This window comes from Pantoea sp. E956-1 (genome assembly GCF_982223955.1).
Genome location: NZ_CEUYZP010000001.1, coordinates 1,256,873 through 1,282,823, shown reverse-complemented (window position 1 = coordinate 1,282,823; position 25,951 = coordinate 1,256,873). Strand labels below are relative to the sequence as shown.

Sequence of the window (25,951 nt, the reverse complement as noted above, 5' to 3'; positions counted from 1 at the left end):
GCCAGGTAACACAATGTCAGTAAAATCACAGTTTCTCAAAAAACTGCAGGCCAGACAGCTCGCTCCGGCCTCGCCTGTCGGTAAGTGTCAGGCTGATATTGCAGAATTTCGTCTACGAATGGCGCAGCTTCAGGAGCAGATGGACGCGTGGATGTTGGATACCGGCCTTCAGGCGGAAATATTAACTGTTTCTGTTACCGATCTGCTGGTTGAGGGTGGGGCTTTTGATATTCCCGGCATCATTCTGCGTTACGACAACCGGTCTGTAAAATTTGTGCCGGCGTTCCTTTATGCTCAGGGCGTAACAGGATGCGTGGAAGTGACCCTTCATGCAGAAGACAGTGTGACGTCTGTGGGGCGCCTTTTCATGCGGGCAGGTCATTTCAGTGACTGGTCCTTTACTCCGCCGGGTGCATTATCCTGTCCCGGACAGAGTTTTGATGAAAGCACCTTTTTTAGTCTGATTCTGGCGCTTCTGCCATAACTGCCGGTATTGCAGTACCTGTTTCTCTGAATATGCCGAAAGCGAAGCCGCATAAGCGTTAATCCTCCATATTTCCGAACGCGTCAAAATGGACAACTGGTCATGAATGACATCCCCCCACGTAAAATCAAAACCGGTGGTGACCCGCGCACCTTGCCGGATTATGCCATCCTGCGCGATGAACTGAATAAGCTGACACATCCGGCTCGCCCGGATATGAACTGGCAACATGTGGAAAAACGCTGTCTCTCACTGTTTGAACAAAATGGTGTGGAGCTTCAGACGGCGGCCTGGTACACGCTGGCCCGTACGCAACTGGCTGGTTTATTCGGGCTCAATGAAGGACTGGCGATAATCGAGTCATTGATAAGCTATCAGTGGGGCGCACTCTGGCCGCAGCCTGTCCATGCCCGCATCAAAATCCTCAGCAGTCTGAGTCAGCGTTTACAACAACTGATTCGCTCGCTCCCGCTAAATCACAGCGACCTCAGCCAGCTGTATCGGGCGGAGCAACTACTTACCGCTCTGGGGGGAGTGCTGCAGGACCTGGAGCTTAAGCATCTGAGCCAACTCGATACGTTACGTATCCTGATGCACAACAGTGCTGCCAGGCTGGAAAACAGCGATGGCATAACCAGCACCGGGCCGAACATTCCGCCAGGTATCAGGTTGCCTGCTACCGCGATGAATTGTGCGGCAACCTCCACGAGAGACCTTGCTGGTAGTCCGCCTGAAGATACGCCAGCAAGCGTAGTGAAGTGGGTGTATGCGGCGCTACCGGAACACCAGGCAAATGCAGAAGCAGTGGCGGCTATGCCCGATGTGGTCAAAAAATGGAAATCCTTCGTCGCCGGGATGTGTACCATGCTGGTGATAAGCACAGTCACACTATGGATCTGGCAGTTTCTTCACCGGCCAGTCCCGTTGCAGACTCAGCTTGCAGCCTCACTGGCTCCATTGCCTGCACCTTTCACGCCTGAACAACTAAATAAGTTGCGTCAGCAAGCTCTGTTACCAGAGGTTTTAATAACACAAACACAGCAGCAGCTTGCCCGGCTGGATAAATTGCCTCCTGACTGGAATATTGACTACAGTCGACAGTTGCTGGAACAGGTTCGGGTACTTTGGCCGGAGCAGGCTAAGCCACTAATCCAGCAGTGGCAGCAACAGCTTAATGCTGCCGCATTGCCAACAGAACAGCTGAATGGCTGGTCTCAGGGAATGGCGACACTACAAAAACTGAGTGACAGGCTGAACGAACTGGATGGGCAGAAAGGAAAATACATGACGGTCAGTGAGCTGAAGTCAGTCGTTTTTTCCGCTCTTCAGTCCTTTAATCAATCCATACCGGCTGAAGAGCAGCTAAGGGTATTGTCACAAAATCCAGCAGGCGAACCTTTGCCTGCAGCTGCCAGAGCTCAGCTGGAGATGCATCTGAAGCAACTGATTACCCGTTATGCAGAAATAAAACAGGATGTTTTAAAATAAAAAAGATATTCGAAGCACAGGCATCCAGCCAATAATCCAGACCTGGCAGGTAATAATCATAACTCATTCACTGGTGTTCATTGATTTGTCTGAAGAACATAGCCAGGGCCGTCAAATGATGATTAATTCTGAGAGGAAAAAGGGCGAAGGGGATAGCCGTCAGTAATGGCTTGTTGTTGATTATCAGGAGTTTTAATTGATATGTCAGGGTTAAGTACAGGGCAGGCCTGGTGTCCCCTGCAGGAATCGAACTTACAGTTAAGTGACTTATTTTAAGCGAAAAATATGATTTAGAATCATTTGTACCAACAAAGATACCAACAAAAGCTTCTTTCCTCAAAACAGCTTTATAACGTTGATTGAACAGTGTTGATTATACTCTTTTCATGGAGAAATCGTGAAGGAGTTAGCTTTGAAAAACTGGTCAACAGAAGATACCAAAGCAGTCAAATCCTGGCTGAACATTTCTAGCTATAGAAAGTTCGAAGAGACCACGCTTAACTGTCTCTATCATGAGCTGTGGGCAAGGGCCTTGCTCTTTAAACCCTGGCCCACAGAAGAAGAAAAGATCGGCCTCGGTGGGTATATGAGACAGATCTTCAATGGGAAGCCTTTCCTCTTCGATCCCGAGCAGCTTAACTACATGCAAGATGATCAAACTCTTCAAAGCCCACCGCATATCTTCATCACAGACATAAGCCGACTTGCTCAACTTAGTGTAACGGGTCTCCGGGTCAATCTGTTCTCCTGGGAGCAAGGTAGTGACGAGTACTGCGTAAACCTTCCCCACCATGAAGCCTATGTATCTACGGTTATGTCAGCGGTATGTGAGAGAACCGTCCTTTTAGAAATAGACCTTGCCAGTGGTACAGACGATGAGATTGCAGAGTCTATCAAGTCAGCTCTTCCGCAATGGAGACGCGTGAAGGGGATTGAAGCTGACGAGTCAGGGGCTGTGCGCTTCGGCTACGGCACAATCAAGAAGATTATCTCTTATCGTCTCATCGCAATGCTCGATGTTCTTTTATGGGCAAAGATGTATGACCTGCGCGTTTCAGACGAGCGGCTTTCCAGACTGCTGTACACAGACGAAGACGATGAGGCAGTTATCCGTCTTAACTACCATATCAAAGACGCTGATAGACCACTGGCTATGAAAGCAGCAACCATTGATTTCGTTCGCCAATTCAACTTCTTCATAAATCGAAACCCCCACCTTAAAAATATGAGAGTTTCAGACGTCATGAAACTCTCGGATTCCAACTGACCCAGCCTCCAGTGGCTCCGTTGTCACGAGCCACACTTACCCTCCTAATCTTACACCTAGTAATGTAGCTCTCATCGAAACAGAAGAGAGAGCGTCAGCATGAACATTTCAAATATAAAACTCATTCGCTTAAGTGCGGTAATAAATAAAACAGGTTATAGCAAGTCATGGATTTATAAGCTTATTAAGAACAAGCAGTTTCCTCAACCTATCAAGATTGGCTCTCGTGCGGTGGCGTTTATTGAGGGGGAGATTGATGAATGGATTGAGGTGTTAATTTCTAAATCACGAAACGAAACCATTTAAGAGGAATTTAATATGAAGCTAAACGATTTTATTAGTACTAATAAATATTTTAAGTCTATGAAAAAACAATCATTTGATAAAAAATTCGATCATGATGCAGTTACAGCCATGTGTAATGATGAATTTTCTAAAAGCATTGCTTTCTGGTTGGGAGAATATCTCTCAGGAAATATAAAGGGTGCAGTATCTACTATTTTTGAATTTGAGTTTAAATTACAGTACGCAGTCTTTTCAATATGGATGACTTTGTTTAAGCAGAAAGAAGATGTTGAGAATCTGGCCAAAATGATCCTTTTGTTTAAATCTGAACATGAATTCAAGGATTTTAAATTGTGAAATTATTTTAAATAAATCGTATTTTTAGAGGGTTAATTTAGCAGTGATAGGAATGGGGCCATGTATCATATGCATGGCCCTTCAAATAAATGAATTACAACCTATCTTGCTTTTTTATAGTTTCTGATAGTGGTTCAATCTTCGAACCTAATCCTTTCTGTTCATTTTTAATTCTTTGAGTTAAATGTTCGCTTCTAAGATCGGCAACACGTGATTGAATAGACTGGAAGTTTTCGAATTTTGGTTCTCGGTCGAGAATAGATTTCTGACCAAAGCCATAGCTGATGAGTTGAGATATTGAATGTTTATCATCAAGATTATTATCGATTTTGTAGTCTAATAAATATTGGAAGAAATCAATGAATTCCCTTGCTGATAACTCCAATAGGTAGCGTTCGTAGAACTCGAAGGAAGATGATTCATGTAGTTCATGCAAGATTTCATTTTCATTTGCAGGAAAGTATATCCACATAATTTCAAGGTTGTTTTTAATATCGATCATAGACTCTCCTTAGTTTTTATTTCTATATAAGCATTTTTTAAAATTAAAGCAACTATTGACTAATTAAAAAGTTGTGTTATTTAAAGTGAATGCTGTGAAAGTTGTCGATAAAAATGGAAAGAATTAAGCGTCAAAATAATATAAAATTTGCAAAATTCTTTACGGTAATAATGCGAAGTCAGTTATATCAAGCTGCGCAGAGTGTTTTTAAGATATCAGGTAAATAGAATGAGCCTAATATATAACTTATTAACATTTGGAAAGAATATTTAGTGCCATCCTTTATTGACAGTTATTAAGCGGTATATTAATAGAATATTTTTGCAAAATTATTGTAGGTCATTGTTTTTGAATATTTAACCTATACCTGTTTTGCAAAGAATCTAACTGAAAAATAAGGAGAGTTTATGGAAAGATTTGGCATTAAAACGTTTAAAATGAAAAATGGTGAACGCTATTGCATTATAAAAAACAAGAAAACAGGTATTCCGGTATTTTATCCATGTCTATTTATTACAACACAATTGAGAAACAGTAATGAATCGATAAAAACAATTGAGACTCAGGCTGGGTGTATCGCACTTTTTTATCGGTTTCTTTTTTTACGCAACATAGACATTGAAGAGCGAATTCAAACAGCCAGATTTCTAGATAATAATGAAATTGATCTTCTGCGGGATTTTGTCGGGAAGAGGATGAGAACTGCTAAAGTGATTAATATCAAAGAACATTATCCTGGAGTATGCAGTGCGACAAAGTACATACGGCTTACGACAATAGCAAAATATCTCGAATGGTTGTGTCAGCTAACTATCAAAAATATAGACGATGGCTACAGGAAAGTTTCCTACTTTGTGAAAAAAATAAAAGCCAGAAGGCCGAAGATAAAATACAGGAATTCAGAAGGCAATGTCTATAAAACAATTGAAGAAGAAGACCTGGTAATCCTTCTTTCAGTTATTGATCCTCAATGTGAATTCAATCCATTCGACAAAAAAGTTCGCCTAAGAAATCAGCTTATAGTCATGATATTACATTCGCTAGGAATAAGATGTGGCGAGTTATTGAACCTGAGAGTAGAAGATATTGATTTTGCGGCGCAAATGCTTTTCATAAGAAGGAGGGCTGACAGTATTGAGGACACAAGAGTCAATCAGCCTCTCGTAAAAACGCTTGAAAGAAATTTACCCATGTCTGACGAACTTACCAGACTTCTCCATTCTTATATTACAGGGGAAAGAAAAGCCAACATCAAAAAGAAAAAGCATGGATACCTTTTTATTACGCACAAAGAAGGAGAGACACGCGGCGATCCTTTGTCTGTTCCTTCATACCATAAGATAATTTACAGACTCAGAGGCATTGACTCAGGTTTAAGCCAGTTGACTGGGCATAAGTTCAGACATACCTGGAACTATTTATTTTCGAAACTGATGGATGAAAGTACCGAGTATGTGAGTGAAGAGATGCAAGAGAAAATGCGTTCCAACCATATGGGTTGGGAGCCGGGTTCTGGAACAGCACAAACCTACAACAGACGGTTTATCGTTTCAAAATCAGAGGAAGCAGCCCTGGCAGTTCAGAAAGTTATTTTCCAAAAGCGCAGTGGGGTGTCTTATGAATAAATTAAATTTTCTGGACGCGCATCGAGATATCTTTCATGCAAAAAATGAAAGTTACACATTTGGATTGGATGATGAATTCTGGGAGTTAAGTAGAAATATAAAACTGAATGTGGGTGAGATCACTAAAAGGTTGTCAGGTAACCTCAGGTTCGGCTATGTGAATACACTGAAATATTTCGCAGAAGAAATCAGCCCCGGTTCTGTTAAGCAAATTAACAGGGTTTTCATGAAATTCATTTCGTTTATGAGTTTTGATTCAATTGACGAAGCTGTAATGCTAACAACAAAATCAAGTGATAAGTTCTCGAATCAGGATCTCATTTGCCTCAGGATCCTAATCAAAAAATGGTATGAACTAGGTTTTGAGGGGATTACCAAAAATTGTGTAGACCTCGTTGATAACTGGACGATAAAAGACAACAAAAAGGGGGAAGTTGTTAAAAGACGAGACCCTTATCAGGGCCCTTTGACAGACATGGAATTTGATAACTTTTACGATGCTGTCTCACGTGCATACCAGAAGGGTACGATATCCTATTCTGATCTGGCAATGGCCTTAATTACCATTCATACGGGAAGAAGAAGTTTACAAATTACACAGATAAAAACTAAAGACATCATAAACGAAAGAGCTATAAACGAATGCTATATAAATATCCCCAGAATAAAGCAAGGTGAAAAGTATAGAGCCTCATTCAGGCGATTCAGGATCACACATGAACTATTCGATATATTTAAAAAGCAGGCACGTATTGTCTCTGAGGCTTTTAGCAAGCAGCTCGGCAGAAAACTCTCTGAGAAAGAAATGTTTGAATTACCATTGTTTGTCTGTCAGGAAAGGCTTGAAGCGATTGTTGATTGCGAGAATTTACATGAGATTCTTTCTTCAGACAGACTTCATGCTTATGCAATAAAGTGTACTCAAACGCTCAAAAAAATAGCTACAACAGAGAACGTGATCTCGGAAAGGACGGGTGAAGTAATAAATATGAATGCCAGGCGGTTTCGCTATACTTTGGGTACCCGGCTTGCAAGAGAGGGGTATGGTGAAGTCGTCATAGGTGAATTACTTGATCATTCTACTTTAATGTATACAGGCGTTTATGTTCAGTCAGGTCCAGATAGTTTGAATAAAATCGAAGATGCCGTTTCAGCTGAGCTTGGCTACTACTCAAAGCTGTTTCAGGGAGTGCTGATTAACAATAGTGAGGATAAATATCCCGGTGGCAGTATCAGAAATAATACTGGTGAAAAAACAGGACAATGCGCCAGTTGTAAATCCTGCACTGCATGTGTGCCCATCCCCTGTTACACCTGCATGCATTTCAGACCTTTTGTTGAAGGGCCACATGAAAAACTACTCGAATATTTACTCGATGAGCGTAACAGGATTCAGTGCATAGTGGCTGATCCTATGACTACACAAATACTGGACAGAACAATTATTGCAGTATCAGAAGTGATAAATAAGTGCAAAGAATTTAAATCAAACCCGGAGGTGTTAAATGGATAATATCAAAAATGATAAAGTTAAAATACTCGAAACGCGCAGGGAAAAATATTGCGCGCAGAAAATAGATGATTTTATAAGCTACTGTCGGTTCACTCTTAACAAAAACGACCTTGTGAGCTGGGAGGAGATTAACTGGTCTAAAATTTTCCTTTTCACAAAAAAACCTGTTAAAGGTGTTAAAAAAAATTCAGTTATTGCAAATCAACCATTAGACATGAATTTTATTGAGTTCGCTAAAAGCTATGTTCTTTTCCAGTACATGAATGGGGGCAAGAAAATCAATCAGCGTCTGAATATCGTTTTCAGAACACTTGAGGCAGCCCTCTTGCAGGTCAATGGCCGAAGTCATGTTCAATACCTTAACCTCACAGTTCTGGACCAGTGCGTTGTCACCTTAAAAAGCACATACACCAAAGCAGTAGCGCACGCCTGCGGCAAAGTACTGGAAGGACTAGTTTCATTTCTCAGAGAAAAAGAATTCTTGATCACGCAGTCACTGCTCTGGAAGAGCCCGCTTAAAGCGCCGGAAGCAAGCCACAGGCTCACTAAAACTGCACAAGAGGCTCGTGAGGCAAAGTTACCTGACGAAGAGTCATTGAATGCTATCGCTGAAATCTTCGCACTTCCAGACGATCAGCTTTCAGAAATGGACGTGTTCATAAGCTCTGTCTTTGCGTTGCTTATGTGTGCGCCTTCCAGAGTAACTGAAATCCTGACGCTCCCTGCGGATTGTGAAATCCGTGAGGCGGACAGGGAAGGAAAGCTGAGGTATGGGCTGAGATTCTATTCTGAAAAAGGCTTTGGTGGAAATGTGAAATGGATACCTGAAGTCATGGTCCCGGTTGCTGAGATAGCTATCAGGAGGCTGAGAACTCTTTCAGAAAACGCCCGGACATATGCCAGAGAGATTGAGATTTCTGGTGAGGGCCGTGAGCTTTACCCAGACTTCCCCTGGTACGATAAAGAAAAGAACATTCGATACAGCAACGCACTATGTCTTCTGCTCCGGTATCAGCTCAGTGCAAGTTTAACGACGCAAAGATCTCTTTTCAGACCAACCGCCAATCTGGTCAGCGCCAATCTGGGAAGCACTGAGTATCGCAGGACGCACTCCATTTCTACGATTTTTGACAGGCACGGCTACAAAGGGTCAAAGGGGAATAACCTTTCACTCAGAAGTCATCAGGCAAGACACTTACTTAATACGATTGCACAACGTGGTGGGCTTGGAGATTTTGAACTAGCCAAGTGGTCAGGACGAGTGAGGGAGACACAAAACAGGACCTATAACCACGTCAGCCAGGAAGAGAAGGTCCAGGAGTCAGTTAAGCGTGGTGTGCAGAATATTGGCATTAAACCAGAAAACACCACCCCAAGAGCTATAGCAAACCCTTCATGGCGTATTGATGTCAAAGATACAGGCCACGCAGCCATTCACGTGACAGAGTTTGGCTACTGCACTCATGACTACGTAATCTCTCCGTGTACGAAGTTCAGGGACTGTATCAATTGCAGCAATCATGTGTGCGTGAAAGGGGACAAAGCCTCGCTAGGCAGGCTGGAAGCTACTGCGGCCTACACAGAGCAACTTCTTGAAAAGGCAAAGGTTGATATGGAAGAGGAATACGGGGCTGACAAGTGGGCGGCCTATCACGAAAAAACTCAAGCAAGACTTCTGGATTTGATAGCGTTACTCAAAAGCAAAAATCTTGAGGACGGGGCGCTGGTAAGACTGGAGGGTGATGATTTTACACATATGAAAAATCTCACAGGCGCGAGCAGAAATGAACTGATTGGAAATGAAAGGATAAATCATAATTAAAAACACAATAGCAGGTTGGGACATTGAGAAGTCAGGTAAGCTTTCATGGGAATATCTTTGTGACAGGCTTGAACCTCTGATTGGTAAGCGACCAACCCGTCAGTCACTGGGGCTTCACAAAGATATTGTCATGGCTTTCAATATTAAGAAGGAAAATATTAAGTCTGGAAACAATGAAGAAAAACGGCCAGCTAATTTAAAAATGGCCTCACAGCGTATCAGTAATCTCGAATTCAAAAATAAAGTATTGGCAGAAGAGCTAAGGAGTCTGGAAGAGAGGTTTGTTGTATGGCAGTTTAATGCTATAAATCACGGAATCAGTTTTGAACAACTTAATAATGGATTGCCCAGGATAGACAGGGAAACGAATGCTGATTAAATATTTAGTTGCGCAGATATTGCGCAATTTAAATTATATGTTATCTTGTATATACAACCAAGGAGTGGTTGATCAATTTTGCAAGGACGCAATCTATGAAAAATACAGACGCTCTTTCAAGGGAAGAAAAATTACTTTTGCTTTTGCAAATGTTTATTGAGAGATTAAAAAAATCAGGTTTTGCTCCGGACAAGATAATTAGATATATCTGGCTATTCTGTGTCGGCTACTACATTAAGTACTACCTTCCACAATCTAAAACAGATCTCGCTGATCGTTTTACTATCATATCTATGCTATCAAACGCTCTAAAATCAAGTTCTCCAAGAATCATTCAGCACCTTGGCTATGAACATGAGATTACGTTTTTCTTTCGCTTTATGATTCATTATGCCATTGATAATGAAGAAGAGGCGGAAAATATTTATCGTGAGGAAAGGGTAAAATATGAGAAAGCTGTACTCCTGAATCAGGTTGTTGCTGCCAGAAGAAAGAGAAAAAAAAGGAGAATTTAAAGACAAGGGTATTAAAAATTAATACCCTAGGATGTTTAAAATTATCAGTTTTTTATTAAATTCCAATTATTCTAATGTTATTTGTTTGATTGTTAGCTTTTGCCCAATGAGATAATTCAGAAAGGATTTGTGCGCTAAAGTCAGAGTCTGGTTGATGTCCAACAGGATCGTGGTCTTCTCCCTGAAAAAGCGATGAAATTAATTTTTGTACTTTAAGTTTTAAAATTTCATCTGCAGAAATTCGGGTGAAAGCGGAATAAGGCTTATCTTTTCCAAGCTCAGCCCCTCCTAAGAAACGTTCAAAATCAGGTATGCTCCAGCGATGATAGACGGTATGACCATGGTTTCTGCATTTAACTATCTCTTCTCGAATTACACTATTAATAGTCCACATTCCATTGTTAGAACCATCTTTGCGATAAGGCCAATCGATATCATGAATAATGCCAAAGTTAGTTTTGAAATGGCGAAGCATTTTTATTAATGGAATTAAGACGGCTTTACCACGAGCTCTTATGATACTTACTTTCCCAGACATTTCGTGCTGTGTTTTTACAATAGCTGAAATGAAAGCTGCATGTTCAGTATCTCCCTCAACTATAATAGGATAACTACCAAAGAAAATTTCAGCAAACCCAATATCTGTCAATTGTAAAGCTTGAAGGTTATCTTTTTCAGTTGTTGAGAAATCTGCTTCATCTGCTATATATAATCGTGGAGACAATGACTTTCCATCTGCCGAACGCTGCATACGTGCAATGGTAGTATGATCTTCTAATGGATTAATAAAATAAGGAGAATGTGTAGTTATTAATACTTGCCAGTCAGGATGTTTACCGAGAGCATAAAGGTGTGCCTGAGCAGCTCTTGCAGCCATTGGATGTAACGCATTTTCAGGTTCGTCCATTAAAAGTATATACCCAGGTAATGCGGGGTCCTCAGCGTCCTCAGGAATAGTATCGCCATTATTTATAGCTTCAATTTGCTGATTAAGTAGTTTTACAGTTTCGCTTTCTGAATTTTTTTTAAGTTCTTTTTTTAGCTGTTCTTTTAAAGGTTTGAGAAGAGCATCACGTTTCTCTGTTTGACGGCTAATTTCATTGTGTACTTGTAACATTGCCCAAAATAATGCTCTCCTTGCTCCAGTGCCTTGTTGCCCGATTCGAGATTTTCCAGCAGCTTCCTCAACGAGTAATCCTGAACCTTGTTTGAGTAAGTTTTCAATTTTAAGCTCTGGAGGTGTCATTTCGACATGAAGTTGTACCCCTAGACCAGGAAAAATATTTTGAAAACCATGCTGTATTTGTTGAGATATATGAGACAATCTTTGCTTATGCGGACCAGCTAGTGCATTTACAGTAGCAGCTAAAGCAGCTTTATCTTTTGATATTTGTGAGTCGCAGTCACTCTCTAATGTTTTAAGCTCTTTAACAAGAGGACTCAAAGCTAACGTTAGCAAAATATCTTCTGTTGTTACAGCATCGTCTAATGATTTAATCCGCATAGGCCTTGGAAGTCGGGACTTAAATACATTATCAGCACCACCAGCTTTACCATCAGCCGCCCAGTCATTTAATTGAGGATCCCATGTTTTCCTGGTAGATTTACCATCCTCGTCCCAGAACCATGAACTCCTGACTATTCTTTTATCATCGTCGACTATTTTCCACTTCTCATCTACGTTGCCCATCCCTTCAGGAATATGAACATCAAGTATAACTTCGGATATTTGATCTCCTTTAGACCAATTACACCTGTCACTATTTATATTAAATATATTAGGGTTAAATGCAAGTTCATAAGCTCTCAGTATTGTTGTTTTACCAGAGTTATTTGGCCCAACAAGACAGAGAATATCGTCGAGTTTAACACTAACACCCTCTGGCCCAATACAGCCTATGTTCTTGACGGTGATATTTAATAGCTTAGATCTCATTTCTTCTATCCTTTGAAGTTGATTAATCATTTCGGAAAATATAAAGATGTCAATATATATGGAAGAAACATTATGTGACAATTTTTTATATAAAACTGTGACGGAAGTAAAGTAACTTTTTTTAAAAGTGCAATTAAGTTGCAGACCTCTGGTGTTATTAGAAGGTTGGACTGAGGTCACAGTGAAGTGAATAAATCGAGAATGTTTAAAAACTGGTTGGGTAACAGTATTGGTTAGTTGTATTGTTAATTTTGTTTATTTTTGGCTAATCTGCTATTCGTTTGCTTTTGTTAGTTATTTGTTCTTCATTCCGGTTATCTCAGCTTCAGTGGGTAGTTTGTGATGTTAAGTAATCACCAATTCAAGGATGATGATAAAAAATGGCAAATTTTTGAAAAAAAGAGTTAATCTATAAACCTTTAACATTAGTTGAGGATGAAGCATGGATGTCATTCCTAACGATATACAGTCAAGGCTACAACTAATCATCTCGAAAGCGGCAGTGCTCTTACCATCTGACGTAGGTCAACAGCTTCTTGCTATGGTCACCCCCTCAGCATTAGCAACTATGGCGGGGGTAATCGTGGTTTGGGCTGGTGCGCACTTTTTTGGAATTGGAGAAATCGCTGATTTAGTGCTTCTCATTGTAGGTTGGGTAGCAGTAGGGGGCGTAGCGGTTGAAGCGGCTAAGAAGTTGTTTGATTTTGCAACGAAGACTAACGCAGCTCGTAGCGAAGGAGATCTTGACGTTGCTGCTAAGGATTTAGCAGATGCGATCACTCTGATAGGCGTTAATACTGTCCTCGCACTTCTTTTAAAGAAGAAGCCTGGTGATACATTTAAAACTCCTTTCAGGGGAGTAAAAATGCCTAGATACAGCAGCGATATTGGAAGGAAAATGAACCTACCTCGTAATGGAGGCTGGCGTTATACTCCTAAGATAAAAATTACAAAGCATAGTGACGTCGTTCAGGGGCGCACAAAACCCTGGGGGGACGTAGAAGTAGGACGCAACTACTATCCTGGTGCAATGTCGAAAGATGACGCATATCTGCAGATGCTTTCAACTCTTTATCATGAACAGGTACACATGGCGATTGCGCCTAAGTTCTATTTATTAAGAGAACTTAGGGTTTTCATGAGACAAAGCGCATATAATAAATCTTATATATTACGATACCTGGAAGAGTCACTTGCTGAAACTATTGGCTTGTTAAGAGCAAGAGGGATGAGTAGGGAATATATCATTGAAGGCTTTAAATTCCCTCTTGGAAATACTTATGAAATCACCTATACAATATTGCGGCATGAAACCGCAGGTATTCTTTTGGGGCCAGTAGTGGTTGGAGGGTTGATGTATAATGTTTGGTATGGAGTTCAGCAATGATATCGGAAAATAAAGCTGTTGAGATTGCCAAAGAATATGCAAGGGAAACCGGTCATGGTTGGGACGAACGTTTTCATGAGGCTGTGAGATCGTCTTTTGATGGTAAATCTGTTTGGGTTATTTCAACCTCAGATTTGAAATTTTCTGAAGATCTTCCATGGATGATGGAAAGTATGCCTAATCCAATTAAATATTATATAGATGCCTCCAGTGGTGAATGTATTGCAGTAGGGGGAAGAGGTAGTGCGATTCTTCGATTGAATAAATGAAAATGTCCATTAATGACTTTATAAAACATGACAGTGTTTTCTCAAAAATTTAAATGCTTTGTATGCAGGTTTCAAAGGAATAAAGTTATACAGAATCGTGAAGCCTGCTAACAGCGTTATCGAATAAGATATAAGGTTTTCTTGTGTACCACTGCGAATGGTATAGATGAGTCCTGCGAAAAGGATTGCTATTAATATCATTGCAACTATGAACCTTTTCTTTAACTGTGAAAGGAGCCAGGGATAAGGATAACCTTCTTTCTCAGCATGCTGACGTATCACAGAGACTTCTTTTGGAGTAAATCCCTCTTTTACAAGCATTTCTTCGATTTGCATTTTGTTCATAATGAGTGTCATTCATTTGTCTTACGATAGGCTGATTGTAACTCATTACCCAAGTCCTATACAAACCGGGCAGGCCCCTGAAAGGCTTCTGTTTTTTTAGAATGGTTCCCTGGTGCTGACACTTGCTCATAAAATATGTGCTTTGAAATTTCGTTGAAAATGAGCTTGTTAATTATTGGATTCAATTAAGGTGATACTTTCCAGTTTCCATCACTCTTCGTAAATTTGAATTCAGCTACGGTTTGCTTTTCGCCCATGAAGGGTAGTGTTATATCGGTATTTACTTTGCAGAGGTATGTACCTTTGGCCTCTGATTCCTTACAGGAAACCTTCTCAGCTTTATTCAGAGTCGTGAGCATGTCTTTGCTGTTCTCACCGAACCGCTGTCTGGCTTGCTGGTTTGTGTGCTCAATGTTGTCCTGCATAGCTTTCTGGATTTCGGAAGAGGAGGGTTCGCTATCGCAGCCAGTGAGCAAAACTGACAAAGACAAGACTGCAACTGTTGAAAGTTTATTCATTTCTTAATCCCTTATTTGATATTGATAATTAATGTGTTGCTGTGGTTTTGTTGAGTGTCTGGTCAAAAATTTCACACCACCGCTTTAACTGCATTTCTGTATCGCGGATCCCTTGTTCATGGTGGAACCGGCCTTTACGGGGATGAAATTTTATCTGCCACTCCGGGCATTCAATGTCTCTCACCTGGATAAAGAATCCAGAGTTCTCGAAGTTTTTAAGGCGGGTAAGGTTGTTGTGACCCTTCGCTCCCGCCATACCAACTAAATCAAAAGCTACGATTTCACCTCCAACGGCTAAGTGATATCGCCAGCCTTTGAAGTCACTGAACCTGTAAGCTTTCTTGCGCTTACCAGCTTCCAGGGTCAGCAACTCGCGATTCGTATCAATGGTCATTTTGCTGTCCTGGAACTCATGGCTCCACAATCCGTTGTCATTAACGTTCTGCAGGTCAATAGTGGAGGCGTTTGCCCTTTTATGCGTGTATGACACATATGCCGTAAGGAGTAAGAAGAAGGCAGGTAATGTCCACATGAACAGGAACCCTGCAGTGTCTTTTGGATTTGAATCAGTCAGAATCCAGAAAATCACTACAACAACAATCCAGAACCTAATCGAACGAAAGAACGATGGTTTACGCACTTTCTGTCCGCTCAAAGCCGCTGTATCCATTTTATGCACCTTTAATTTAAAGTCGCTCATAACTAGCTGATTGGTAACTGCTTTTACGACGCATTTTTGAACGAGTTCAAAACTTAAGCAAATCACTTGTACCGATCGATGATCTCCTTTTGATAGTTAATGGCTATCATATATAGTTTATCGATCTGTGAAAACGATCAATTATTTGTGCAAATAAGAACTTAGGTTGAAAAATTGCGTTGAGACAGGAGGTTATCGAAAGGGTACTGCGGTACGTTCAGCCACTATTTTGCTGCTGCCTGGTAGGTCAGATAACTCAGGCTCAGCTGAGAGGACTCTATGAATTGTCGAAAATGAGGATTTTTGGTGGAGAAACGTCTTACCTGCCTTTTTGAGCAGGTTTGTGAAAGCGGCCAGGTAAGGAATGCTCATCAGCCATTTCAATACCCTTGTCATGAAAAAGTCAGCGCTTCTGGTTTGCTCACTTGGCATACGCGTAGTGTTAAGGAGTGTTTGCGCTTCAGTTCCTTGTTCATGTGTTTGAGAATGTGTAATTGCCTCGGCCTCTACCTCTAAAGCAGCCGGTGAGGAGAGCGCAGGCTCTCCTAAGGTCACCTGAATAACTGATTCACTCGTCTCGTTACTTTCCATAGCAGAGGCTTTTAAAGCAAACAGTAGGGGATTGTCACGTTCGGGTTTGTAGCGAAGCTTCTCTTGCAGTGTTGCCCACGAATACCCTTTACCGAGTTGCGAAGCTTTGAAAGCTATACCTGAGTATTCGAAGGAGAAACCATTCATACGACCCGTGGAGGAAATGTTTGGTAAGGGCGTTATGCCGTGCTCGCGAAGTGCTTCAACGAAGCTCTGAATGTCATTGTGAGTACTGAGGAGTGTATCTATTGTGTTCTGCAGGAACGTCTTGGACGTTGGCTGACCTTCGCGTTTCTCTTTCTGTTCCTCGTTGCGAGACAGCTTCTTGCGCATTCTGGTAGGGGAAGAGCTATGCGAAGGAGAGGGGCCTTTAGTTCTTGTCAGGCAATAATCTTTTTCAAGTTCATGGATTAGACGTGTACTGATCAAGTTTTCATTCCTTCCCAGATAAAGCTTTCCACCAATGAGGTCTACTCTGCTGGCAATGATATGAATGTGCTGACCTGCTTCGTCGTCATGTATGACATAGCAGCGCAGGTGCGTCTCACTGAACCCCATTTGATTCATATAGTCGTCAGCAAATGAAACCCATTGCTTTGTCGTGAGTGATTCACCGATGGGTAGGCGGAGCGAGTTGTGCCACACCGGTTTTGCCACGTCTGTGCGTAATGAAGCCGAAGCAGTGAACTCAGCTATCAACTCAGCTGCTGAGTCTCCCAGCATGTTCCCCCCTATGACCACCGGGTCAGTTTTATGGTGCGTTCCATGCTTTAAAGCGTATAGAACAACTCCGGCGAAGCTCTTACCGCGTTTGATCTTCTGCATGCCCTTCATCAGAGGGGATACTCCATAGATCAGCGGTAAGGAGGTGAGAGCGAAGTTCAGTGATCTGTCGCTTAACGGCGAACAGTTCAGTCTTGGTAAGTGGGTTACATGACTGCTTTGCGTTCAGGTGGTTAACAATGTCATTGAGCCTGTGATTTATCTCGCCAAACATTTTCCATGCTGCTCTGTTGATCTCAGGAACAACAACAGGTTGGTTTTTCATGAAGCACATGCGAAGCCATTCGCCTTTGGCGTATTGCTTACGTTCATGATCTAAAGTATTTAGCTCTGAGTTATTAAGTCTGACGCTGACGCAATGAATACGTAGATTCTCTGCGAGGGGAGGGGGATAAATATTATTCATAGGAACTCCTTTCCTCAATATAAGCACTTTCCTTGTGCTAAAAATAAAATACCCCAAAAGTATAATATGTCAAGAGTTTAAAAATTAGGGTAAAAGTCGAAGTAAATTAAGGGAATGTTAAAAATTTTCAAAGCGCAATGTAAGATTTAAAACGATAAATAAGGAGATATAAATTCTTTAACTTCATGCTCACATAAGCCTAAATTAACGGGGATTGCGTTTTGGGTTAAAATATCGATTCCCTTGCCATCATTTTTGTTATGAGGATCAATTATAGAAACATATACATGTCCAACTTTTCTATTGACTATTTCCCATGCACAAGATGGAGTGCGACCAATAAATGAACATGGTTCCAAGGTAACATACATTTCACAATCCTCAAGAGAACCGGATAACTTTGACATTGCATCAATTTCAGCATGATTTGAGCCTGGCTGTCTTGTATAACCAGTAGCGATGACATGGCCATTTCGAACGATTACACATCCGACAGGTGGATTAGGTAAGCAAGAAGGTAAAGCATTTTGTGATAAACTCAGTGCCAGCAACATATATTTTTGATCTTTCATACAAACCTCATAATAGTTTAGAACTAATATATTTTAAAATCGCTTCTATTATAGATAAAGGGAATGATTCCGACTAATATTAATGATGAACCAAATAATAATGCCGAACTTTCACCATACATCGATGATAAAATACCTGCTAGTGGCAAAGTAATTGTTATCGAAAGCTTGAAAAGAGCACTTGTTAGACCAGTTACTTGTCCTAACGTTTCTTTAGATACAACTCTTTGGCGTAATGTCCAGACGGCAATCACTAAACTTGAGGTAAAAAAACCCTCTAAACATGATGAAAGGATAATCGAAAATAAGTTTTTAGAAATTAACGGTAAAACTCCAGCTAAAAATATGGCCAAAGAACAAAAAATAGAAAAATTAGAAAGACTGTATCGAGGAAGCAATTTCACTGTGTATAGGCCAGCTAGTATTGCTGAACACGCAGATGGAATCATTATAAAAGGAGAAAGTATGTTACTTGTAATGTTGTGTTTACTTATAAAAATAATTAAATAAAGTGTGTAGATTGCCAAAAAAGCATTGCTTGCCATAATTAATAAGCAAAGGTGTAATAGTTGCTTGTTGGACTTTAAAATCCCCCATGTTTTAAAAATGGAGTTATCATTAGAATTGGAAGGCTTGTTATTTTCAATTTGTCTAAGACCAAAAAAATAAGCAATGGCAGAAACAAAAAAAAGAAACGTGGTAAGATAAAAACCAAATTGAGGTTTTCCAAAATAAAGTAAGAGTGAACATATACCAGGAGAAACAAGTGTGACTGTGTTTTCAATAACTACAAAAAAACCATTAGCTTTATTTAAAGACGAGTCTTGAATCAACATAGGCATGACAGATGAGCGAATATTGATAAGGAAATATGAAAAAATAGAAAGAAAAATCATATAAAATATCAATGAATTATAATTGAAGTTTTTAAAAGTTAACGCAAAAAAACCGCTAACTAAAGCTATTGTCAATGCTATTGATGCACCCAAAATTCTTTTGTTGAATATATCAGTAAGCTTGCCGATATAATATCCAAACAAAACAGGTCCAATAAAACCCGCAGAGCGAGATATAGATGAATTAATTTCACCGCCACCGCTATAAAAAACAACTAATGGTATAAATATTAGCAATAGCTGTAGGCAAAAAATTTCAGCAGTGAATGAAAAAAAGATCAGAAATATATTAACTTTCCTCATGTACGCCTCAAGGTTGTAAAGATTGGTTAAAAGCTTCAAGCCACAAATAACAAGTTTCTTCATCATTTTTTTCGCAAGATAACTCACCCAACGAACTAAATAAAGGGTGATAAATAGATAGAGCCCTACAAACAGAATAATATTTGTAAGCATCTTTTGATGAAGAAATAAAAACATTTAGTAAATCGAAATCTATTTTTTCTATATGGTTGTTTTTAAGTGCACAAGCCGTATCAATTAAAAGCCTAATTCTTTTTTCACCACCTAAAACTCCATTGTATAAACGCACAAGGTTAAAATATAAAGTTGCGGTTATGTTTAGTCTGTCACAACCCATTTCAGGCCAGTGCTCTCTATTGCTTTCCAAAATATTAATATCATTTGGGTCAGAATAATAGTGATGAATCTCGATGGCTGTTAAAAATAAACATTCATTATTTCTAAGTAGATAAGGGAGGTAAGCATCTTCTATTGTGATGGGGATTGAATCGGATAATTCAACATGGCCTACATGTGTAAGAGTATAATCCTTATTTGCCCAAAACTGTTCTTTAGTTTTATCTATAGATTCATCATCAGCTAAAAATAAGGAATTTTCATCGTAAGCATATTCAAAAAATTTTGATTTGTTCGCTTTTGCTTCAAAGACCTTTACTGTATTGTGAGGAATATAAATGTCTATATCACTTCTCAAACCCTGAGAATATAAATCAGCCAACGTACTGTAACGGGAAAAACCTTGCAGAAAAATAGCCTTAGCTTCACATAATGAAACCGATAAAAGCGACCTTACAGTTTCCAGTTGCTTTAAATAAGTGTCATCATAAAAGCGGCTCATTTCTGAAAAAGAATCAAGTGTGTTAAATGCAATGCCTTCAATTCTATGCGATATAAAAAAAGGAAGTGAATCTAGTATTTGAGTATCACTCAGTTTTTTAAATTTTAGCTTTTCACCTTTTTCTATTGAATTAAAAATTTCCAAAATTACATCATTCATATTATTCATTTTTATCTTCTCTTTTGCTTGAAAATCTTCTATAAGAACCAGGTCTTTGTGTGTTACGACGATCTGAAGTTTCAATCATTCTCTGTATGTATTGATCTGGCAAACCATCTTCAAAATCTGTAACCGAAAGGCTATTACTTCTTTCTAAATCTTTTCGTGGAAGCATTATGACTTGCAAAAATGGTTGATCTTTTTTAAAGCTAATGGGAATGTCTGTTTTAAGAATTTCTATATTTGTAAATAATGGACCTGCCCACCAATCATTTTCAACAACACCTTCAATAACTTTATACGAAGCTGAATGGTTTCTATTAATAGGTGATCTTATCCAGAGGTTATAACCTGGTAAAGTATCTACAAAATAGCCAGTCCAAAGTTGTAAGACGGCACGTTCAGGAAAAGCCTCCAAAAATACAGGTGCTGAAGTTTTTAGTTCTTCAGGAATGTTTTTTTTCCAAATATCAATGAAGTCAGGGAGGAAAATTTTATCAAGTATTATCCACTCATCCATACCTTCTAACTGCACGTACGTAGTAACACCATCAAATAGTATATTAAAATCAATTGGAGGATAAATCAAATAACCCATTGAGTTTGCAACTAAAAATGGAGTGCAAAATTGATGTGCACGACTAGATATTTCTCCGCTCAATGATACACTCGCTTTAACCGGCAATGGTGCTTCTTGCCAAATTCGGTAAAATCTTATTCTATCCATTAATTTTTCACTTAATGCTGACGTTATAAGAAGTTATGTTAGAAAGTGGGCATTAATGCCCACTTGTTAATCTATATCTTATTAAGCTTTTGCAGCAGATGATCCGCCACCAAATCCACGGACTTTAACGCCTTTACTTGTTACTGCACGATAGTTACTTGAAACGATAACTTTCATAATAAATCCTCATTTAGAATTTAGATGGTTTTTTAAAGCCATTAATGAATGGCCGTTTGATATTCGCATTTATCTTCTATTCCATACAATATTAAAAAAAATGCAAATGTCATAAGTGTGATGAGGTTCACAAAAACAAAACTGCAAAAGAAAGAGGGTGTCTTGACATTTCTTAATCCGTTGATTCTTCGATAGATAACTGAATAAGTGTAATTTTAAGTTAAAAGTGTAAATAATAAAATTAAAGTATGTTATTGATTTTTTTGATTTTGTTTAAAAAATGTGGCGTTTATCGTTAAATCCCTGATGATGAATTAACCAATTGTATGAGAAAAAGATTGTAAATCTGAAAAAAAGCGAACCGGTAAAATTTGCTGCTTAAAGCGGATTCAAGAACAGATAAAAATCTTTTATATATTAAAAAATTATATTTTATAAGAAAAAGGTTGTCATGCGTTTAAAGGAGAATTGAACAATAAACATACAGAAAAAACCTAGGATTATAATTAGAAAGGGAATAATAAAAATTTATTTGGTTGACTTGATAACGAGGGTTATCTATTTTCGTTTTTTTAATTAATAAAAATTTATGGATTTTTGTATATGGTAGATTTAAAGCATTCAAAAAATTTAAGTGCTAAAAGATTAGGTGTAACTGTCGGCGATGGATGTCAAACCGTAGAGCACTTTGAGAGATGCATTGAGTATGGTGTTAGCTTGGTAAGATTTAACTTAGCAAATAATACTATTTTAAATTCCTTAGATTATATTTATCAAAACTTAATGACGGCAATTAATAAGTATGCGAATCCATCAAGTGTAGAAGTTTTATTTGACATACCATATCCAAGATCCAAGGTCAGATACAATACGTTTGAAGGATTACAATATGACGTTAAAAAAGACACAATTTTAAAATTGGTTAACTCAACTGAGAAAATGCTCAACTCCCGATGCTTATATGTCGAAAGTAAAGTTTTTGAAGTTGTCTCTGCCGGAGATACTTTATGTATAGGTGATGGCGAGTTGACTTTAAATGTAGAAAGAGTTGAGAGAGATTTTATTGAAGTAAAAGCTAATAATGATTGGTTTGTTTCAGACTCCAAATCACTACTGATTTTCGGTAAAGAGATATTACAGATTTCTGAAGAAAATGAAAATATAAAATCGATAGCTAAAAGATATAATGGAAAAAAAATAAGCATCGCTCTTTCATTTGTTGAACATGAGTCGGATATTTTAAAAGCAAAAGAAATAGGATTTGAAAATTTCAAAAGCTTTTATGCGAAAGTTGAAACGCAAAAGGGAGTGGATAATATAGACGATATTACTAGAGCCTTTGACGCAGTTATTGTGGCGCGTGGTGATTTGGCACTTTACGCAGGAATTGAAGAACTCGGAGAAAATCAGAATAAGATAATTGAAGCTTCGAACAAGAAAAATAAACCAGTTTTTGTAGCTACAGAAATTTTCTCAAGCTTGAAATATCGAGATATACCAACTCGGGCTGAAATAAGCGATGTATATAACTTATCTTTAAATATAATTTCGGGTGGTTTCCTTATGACCAAAGAGTCATCAATGAACGATGCATTACAAAAGACACTTGAAATAACTAGAAAATTAAAAATATAGAATTTAAGCTTTGAAATAGTGCTAAAGTAAAAAGGATGTATAAATGGTAACTATAAGAAATGTTTGCAGTTTACCAATCAGAGACTGCGAGAAGGCAGGTAAATTAGTAAGCTTTAATAATTTACCTGATGGAAAAGAGCATGTGGCTTTGATATTAGGTGAGTTTAGTCATGAAAAAATACCGCTGGTAAGGATACATTCTGAATGCCTTACAGGAGATGTCTTTCATTCACTAAAATGCGATTGCGGTAATCAACTTGATGAGGCAGTTGAAAAAATAAATAAACATGGTGGTGTTATTTTTTACTTGAGGCAAGAAGGTAGAGGTATAGGTTTGTATAACAAAATCGATGCTTACAGGCTTCAGGAGAACGGTTTCGATACATTTGAGGCAAATCTTCATTTGGGTTTTGATAAAGACAGCAGAAGGTATGATGTCGTCGCAGATATGCTTAAGGCTTTAGATATTAGAGAAATATTATTACTTACAAATAATAATGATAAGCGGGAGGCATTGTTACGAAATGGTATTTTCGTCAAGGAAATACTAAATACCAAAGCATTTGTTAATGCGCACAATAAAAACTATCTCCAGTCTAAAGTAGCTATCACAGGGCATAATATTACAATTTGAGGTATAAAATGATTACTCACAAATCACCAATTAGTTGCGTAAGTAGTTTATATAAGAAATACATAATTACGGCTGGCTATGACAACCAAGTAATCCTATGGGATATAAAAAATGGAAAGTCTGTAAGTCGTGGATTTCATGATCACTTAGCTAATCAATGTGAATTTAGCCCTTGCGGAAAATATGCTGTTTCAACAAGTAGTGATTATAGTAGTAGAATTTGGCATGTGCCCAGTATGAAATTAGCTGCAGTCTTATTTGGGCACACCGATGATGTTGAAGGGGTTGCATTTCACCCGTACAAGCAATTAATAGCAACATGCTCAAGGGATAAAACTATATGTATATTCGATTATAATGGTTCACTACTGAGTAGACTACAAGGTCACACAGCTGATGTCATATCTATAACATGGGAGAAGAATGATGATGTTGTGATAAGTTCCAGTGATGATGGCACTATAAAAAAATGGGATGTCGAGACAGGGGCTATACTAAGGAATATAGACTTAGGCGGGGCAGAAACTGATACAGTTGTAGTACTAGATAATGGAGTGATACTAGCAGGCAATGATAATGGTGAAATAATAATCATTGAAGAAGGTTCAATTAAACCGATAAAAGCTCACGAGGCAGGTATTAAACGTTTAGTTTATGACAGGAAGACTGATGTAGTTATTAGTCTTAGCTACGATAGGAGAGTAAATATATGGATGTTATCTAATGCCAATTTGGAGCTAATAGTAAGTAGTTCTCTGCCGGAAACTGTTTGGCCACGCTCCTGTACGGTGTACGATGAAGGAAAAATTGCCTTTTCAACCTTTGGCGACCGATATGCTACTTTTGATTATAAATTAAATAATTGGGAATTTAACAAAGTAGAGAATACTTTTGGCCTTAACGCATCATATTCTGTAGGAGATATTATTTACAGAGTAGGCGATTCTGGAATTGTTAGTGATAGTTTAGGAGAAAAATATGCTTTAGGGAGTTTGTGTAACTTTATTATAGAGTATGAAGGACTTATCGTTACTGGAGGCCAGACTGGTGTGATTTTTGATGCATTGAATAAGCTAAGTGTGTATCAACACCGCTCTCCCCTTAACTGTGCAGCTATTTTCGAAACGAATGAGGGAAAACGTCTGATTGTAGGTAGTTATACTGGTGAGGGAATAATATTATCGAAAGACATCAACGGTTTTTTGAAATTTGAAAACACTGTAAAATTACATGATAATGCAATTAAGGGATTAGCTGCATTTGGAAAGGAGGTTTTTTCAGTATGTGCTGATACTTCAGTAACATTCTATAATGCTGAAAAAAAAGAAATAGTAAAATCTATTAAAAATGCGCATGATAAAATTGCGAATGGTTGCGCCTATGATGGTAGGGGGGGGTTCGTTAGTATTAGCAGGGATCTTAATCTCTATATATGGACTGATATGACAGCTGAAAAGATTAGAACTCCTAGTGAGAACTCAATAAAGTGTATTTCAGTATCTTTTTGTTCAAATTATATATGTATTGGGAATTATACAGGTTGGGTAGGGGTATACGATAGAACCGAAAGAAAATGGATTTTATGGTGCCGTGAAAGTGCATCAGGAATATCTTCACTACATTATAATAAGTATTTAGGATTTGTAGCAACATCTTATGATGGTTCAATTAATTACATTTCAATCTGATTATGTCTATATTTAGGAGTAAATATGTGGCCGCCTCCAGTCGATAAAGAAAAGAATGCAGAATGGTGGAGTAATTATTGGAATCAGAACTTTACAAAAGGTTTTGGTGAACCATCAATGTCCTTAATAAATTCCATCCCCGTGCCTAAACATAATGCTAAGGCAATCGATATAGCAAGTGGAAATGGGCGATATGCATTTGTGCTTGAAAAAATGGGGTATAAAACCACAGCGATTGAATTATCAGCCAGTGGAGCTGAAAGAATTAAAAATAAAGCTAGAGTGCTTTCTTCAAATATGGAGGTTATACAAGCAGATTTTATTGAGCGGCATGAAGAGATAAATAATTTCGATATCACATTCTGTAGTGGTCTTCTTGAGGAAATTCCAGTGAATTACCATAAAGCAGTAATAACTGGATTGTCTAATTGGACAATAAAGGGTGGTATATCAATTAATAGATACTGTTTGGAAATTGAAGGGAGAGGTGTACTTGTAATGGATGACACAATATTAAAACTTTATGAATCAGACCGTTGGGAAATTATTGAATTTACAGAGAATAAAAATCTTAAAATGTCTAAAGGCGGCTTCAATCTTCGTCATGGCACAATTGTAGCTAGAAAAAAATAATATGGGGGTTTGTAAATGATTTCTACATATGTAAAGTCAATTGGTGAAATAGCAATTAGAGTTAAAAACATGGATCGTATGGTTGATTTCTATGTTGAGTTATTAGGGTTCGAGCTTCGTAGGCGTTTTGAAAATGACGTTGCTGCCATAAAGTTAGCAGATGGATATCACAATCAAATTCATACTTTAACTCTTTTCAATGAAAATTTGCCTGGTAACTTCAAGAAATATAATTGGCCTGGATTGGATAATAAATTTACAAACCTTCATCATTTTGCTTTAACTATTGTTGCTGATGATTATGATGAATTTATACATTTGCTTAATGAGAAAAATATTCCATATGATACTGCAACCCACCGATGGACAGGTTGGAAAGGTATTTATTTACAAGATCCTGAATTAAATATCTTAGAGTTTGTTTGCTATGATGAACGGTTTGATGAAGGGAAAACAGGAGCTTATGATTTCAATAAACTTCATGGTTCAACAACAGGTAAAGAATTTTTATAGAGGT

At 38.5% G+C, this 25,951-nt stretch carries 28 protein-coding genes; 17 read left to right on the top strand and 11 right to left on the bottom strand.

All coding sequences use genetic code 11. The features are described 5' to 3' along the window. Window positions 1-13: 13 nt before the first annotated feature. The 5 genes from AC0T7J_RS06140 (at window position 14) to AC0T7J_RS06120 (ending at window position 3,881) form a co-directional block, all read left to right on the top strand. The gene (locus AC0T7J_RS06140; RefSeq protein ID WP_473792845.1) at window positions 14-484 is read left to right on the top strand and encodes a hypothetical protein; all 471 of its coding nucleotides are present in this window, start codon (window positions 14-16) and stop codon (window positions 482-484) included. A gap of 102 nt (window positions 485-586) precedes the next feature. Next, window positions 587-1,972: a VasL domain-containing protein gene (locus tag AC0T7J_RS06135; RefSeq protein ID WP_473792843.1), complete on the top strand. Its 1,386-nt coding sequence runs from the start codon at window positions 587-589 to the stop codon at window positions 1,970-1,972. A 412-nt stretch (window positions 1,973-2,384) separates the two neighbouring features. Continuing rightward, complete coding sequence (locus AC0T7J_RS06130) at window positions 2,385-3,239, top strand: DUF6387 family protein (RefSeq protein ID WP_473793193.1); 855 nt, start codon at window positions 2,385-2,387, stop codon at window positions 3,237-3,239. A 99-nt stretch (window positions 3,240-3,338) separates the two neighbouring features. Next, window positions 3,339-3,545 (top strand): helix-turn-helix transcriptional regulator, encoded by a 207-nt coding sequence (locus AC0T7J_RS06125; protein ID WP_324700697.1) that lies wholly within the window; start codon window positions 3,339-3,341, stop codon window positions 3,543-3,545. A 12-nt stretch (window positions 3,546-3,557) separates the two neighbouring features. Then, a complete protein-coding gene (locus AC0T7J_RS06120) occupies window positions 3,558-3,881 on the top strand; it encodes a hypothetical protein (protein ID WP_375150306.1) in 324 nt (107 codons plus the stop codon). Between the two features lie 94 nt (window positions 3,882-3,975). Here AC0T7J_RS06120 and AC0T7J_RS06115 read toward each other — a convergent pair whose 3' ends face one another. Further along, the gene (locus AC0T7J_RS06115; RefSeq protein WP_473792841.1) at window positions 3,976-4,383 is read right to left on the bottom strand and encodes a hypothetical protein; all 408 of its coding nucleotides are present in this window, start codon (window positions 4,381-4,383) and stop codon (window positions 3,976-3,978) included. Window positions 4,384-4,790: 407 nt separating this feature from the next. On the opposite strand from AC0T7J_RS06115, the gene AC0T7J_RS06110 reads away from it, so the two are divergent. The 5 genes from AC0T7J_RS06110 to AC0T7J_RS06090 all read left to right on the top strand — a co-directional run bounded on the left by AC0T7J_RS06110 (window position 4,791) and on the right by AC0T7J_RS06090 (window position 10,237). After that, window positions 4,791-6,008 (top strand): tyrosine-type recombinase/integrase, encoded by a 1,218-nt coding sequence (locus tag AC0T7J_RS06110; protein WP_473792839.1) that lies wholly within the window; start codon window positions 4,791-4,793, stop codon window positions 6,006-6,008. Next, window positions 6,001-7,521, top strand: coding sequence for a site-specific integrase (locus tag AC0T7J_RS06105; protein WP_473792838.1), 1,521 nt, complete (start codon window positions 6,001-6,003; stop codon window positions 7,519-7,521). Before AC0T7J_RS06110 ends, AC0T7J_RS06105 begins: the two co-directional genes overlap by 8 nt. Then, the gene (locus AC0T7J_RS06100; RefSeq protein ID WP_473792836.1) at window positions 7,514-9,343 is read left to right on the top strand and encodes a hypothetical protein; all 1,830 of its coding nucleotides are present in this window, start codon (window positions 7,514-7,516) and stop codon (window positions 9,341-9,343) included. The genes AC0T7J_RS06105 and AC0T7J_RS06100 overlap by 8 nt, the downstream gene beginning before the upstream one ends. A gap of 130 nt (window positions 9,344-9,473) precedes the next feature. Further along, entirely contained in the window at window positions 9,474-9,722 is a 249-nt protein-coding gene (locus AC0T7J_RS06095; RefSeq protein WP_473792835.1) for a hypothetical protein, read from the top strand. Window positions 9,723-9,817: 95 nt separating this feature from the next. Next, a complete protein-coding gene (locus AC0T7J_RS06090) occupies window positions 9,818-10,237 on the top strand; it encodes a hypothetical protein (protein WP_473792833.1) in 420 nt (139 codons plus the stop codon). Window positions 10,238-10,292: 55 nt separating this feature from the next. On the opposite strand, the gene AC0T7J_RS06085 is transcribed toward AC0T7J_RS06090, so the two are convergent. Further along, on the bottom strand, window positions 10,293-12,173 hold the full coding sequence (locus tag AC0T7J_RS06085) for an ATP-dependent nuclease (RefSeq protein WP_473792831.1): 1,881 nt from the start codon (window positions 12,171-12,173) through the stop codon (window positions 10,293-10,295). A 442-nt stretch (window positions 12,174-12,615) separates the two neighbouring features. Between AC0T7J_RS06085 and AC0T7J_RS06080 the strand changes: the two genes are divergently transcribed. Both AC0T7J_RS06080 and AC0T7J_RS06075 read left to right on the top strand, forming a co-directional pair. Then, complete coding sequence (locus AC0T7J_RS06080; protein WP_473792829.1) at window positions 12,616-13,560, top strand: hypothetical protein; 945 nt, start codon at window positions 12,616-12,618, stop codon at window positions 13,558-13,560. Continuing rightward, window positions 13,557-13,829, top strand: a complete 273-nt coding sequence (locus AC0T7J_RS06075) for a PepSY domain-containing protein (RefSeq protein ID WP_109650906.1) — start codon at window positions 13,557-13,559, stop codon at window positions 13,827-13,829. The genes AC0T7J_RS06080 and AC0T7J_RS06075 overlap by 4 nt, the downstream gene beginning before the upstream one ends. Window positions 13,830-13,847: 18 nt before the next feature. Here the strand turns inward: AC0T7J_RS06075 and AC0T7J_RS06070 are convergent, their stop codons facing one another. The 9 genes from AC0T7J_RS06070 to AC0T7J_RS06030 all read right to left on the bottom strand — a co-directional run bounded on the left by AC0T7J_RS06070 (window position 13,848) and on the right by AC0T7J_RS06030 (window position 20,667). Beyond that, complete coding sequence (locus AC0T7J_RS06070) at window positions 13,848-14,165, bottom strand: hypothetical protein (RefSeq protein WP_473792827.1); 318 nt, start codon at window positions 14,163-14,165, stop codon at window positions 13,848-13,850. A gap of 194 nt (window positions 14,166-14,359) precedes the next feature. Continuing rightward, the gene (locus tag AC0T7J_RS06065) at window positions 14,360-14,692 is read right to left on the bottom strand and encodes a hypothetical protein (protein WP_133248891.1); all 333 of its coding nucleotides are present in this window, start codon (window positions 14,690-14,692) and stop codon (window positions 14,360-14,362) included. 28 nt (window positions 14,693-14,720) lie between these two features. Beyond that, window positions 14,721-15,392, bottom strand: a complete 672-nt coding sequence (locus tag AC0T7J_RS06060; protein WP_473792825.1) for a DUF4755 domain-containing protein — start codon at window positions 15,390-15,392, stop codon at window positions 14,721-14,723. Window positions 15,393-15,584: 192 nt separating this feature from the next. Beyond that, window positions 15,585-16,817, bottom strand: coding sequence for a relaxase/mobilization nuclease domain-containing protein (locus AC0T7J_RS06055; protein ID WP_473792824.1), 1,233 nt, complete (start codon window positions 16,815-16,817; stop codon window positions 15,585-15,587). Then, window positions 16,786-17,172, bottom strand: coding sequence for a hypothetical protein (locus tag AC0T7J_RS06050; RefSeq protein WP_473792823.1), 387 nt, complete (start codon window positions 17,170-17,172; stop codon window positions 16,786-16,788). The genes AC0T7J_RS06055 and AC0T7J_RS06050 overlap by 32 nt, the downstream gene beginning before the upstream one ends. Window positions 17,173-17,318: 146 nt before the next feature. Further along, window positions 17,319-17,744 carry a bifunctional diaminohydroxyphosphoribosylaminopyrimidine deaminase/5-amino-6-(5-phosphoribosylamino)uracil reductase RibD gene (locus AC0T7J_RS06045; RefSeq protein WP_473792822.1) on the bottom strand — a complete coding sequence of 142 codons (426 nt, stop codon included), beginning with the start codon at window positions 17,742-17,744 and terminating at the stop codon, window positions 17,319-17,321. Between the two features lie 23 nt (window positions 17,745-17,767). Then, window positions 17,768-19,009: an MFS transporter gene (locus AC0T7J_RS06040; protein WP_473792820.1), complete on the bottom strand. Its 1,242-nt coding sequence runs from the start codon at window positions 19,007-19,009 to the stop codon at window positions 17,768-17,770. Then, the gene (locus AC0T7J_RS06035) at window positions 18,951-19,949 is read right to left on the bottom strand and encodes a hypothetical protein (RefSeq protein WP_473792818.1); all 999 of its coding nucleotides are present in this window, start codon (window positions 19,947-19,949) and stop codon (window positions 18,951-18,953) included. Before AC0T7J_RS06035 ends, AC0T7J_RS06040 begins: the two co-directional genes overlap by 59 nt. Beyond that, the gene (locus tag AC0T7J_RS06030) at window positions 19,942-20,667 is read right to left on the bottom strand and encodes a DUF6065 family protein (protein WP_473792817.1); all 726 of its coding nucleotides are present in this window, start codon (window positions 20,665-20,667) and stop codon (window positions 19,942-19,944) included. The genes AC0T7J_RS06035 and AC0T7J_RS06030 overlap by 8 nt, the downstream gene beginning before the upstream one ends. Window positions 20,668-21,447: 780 nt before the next feature. Here AC0T7J_RS06030 and AC0T7J_RS06025 point away from each other — a divergent pair. The 5 genes from AC0T7J_RS06025 to AC0T7J_RS06005 are packed head-to-tail and all read left to right on the top strand — an operon-like array spanning window position 21,448 to window position 25,947. Continuing rightward, window positions 21,448-22,479, top strand: a complete 1,032-nt coding sequence (locus tag AC0T7J_RS06025) for a pyruvate kinase (protein WP_473792815.1) — start codon at window positions 21,448-21,450, stop codon at window positions 22,477-22,479. A 43-nt stretch (window positions 22,480-22,522) separates the two neighbouring features. Then, window positions 22,523-23,113 (top strand): GTP cyclohydrolase II, encoded by a 591-nt coding sequence (locus AC0T7J_RS06020; RefSeq protein WP_473792813.1) that lies wholly within the window; start codon window positions 22,523-22,525, stop codon window positions 23,111-23,113. Between the two features lie 8 nt (window positions 23,114-23,121). Then, a complete protein-coding gene (locus AC0T7J_RS06015; protein ID WP_473792811.1) occupies window positions 23,122-24,801 on the top strand; it encodes a WD40 repeat domain-containing protein in 1,680 nt (559 codons plus the stop codon). A 24-nt stretch (window positions 24,802-24,825) separates the two neighbouring features. After that, on the top strand, window positions 24,826-25,434 hold the full coding sequence (locus tag AC0T7J_RS06010; RefSeq protein ID WP_473792810.1) for a class I SAM-dependent methyltransferase: 609 nt from the start codon (window positions 24,826-24,828) through the stop codon (window positions 25,432-25,434). A 15-nt stretch (window positions 25,435-25,449) separates the two neighbouring features. Next, window positions 25,450-25,947: a VOC family protein gene (locus AC0T7J_RS06005; protein WP_473792808.1), complete on the top strand. Its 498-nt coding sequence runs from the start codon at window positions 25,450-25,452 to the stop codon at window positions 25,945-25,947. Window positions 25,948-25,951 lie beyond the last annotated feature (4 nt).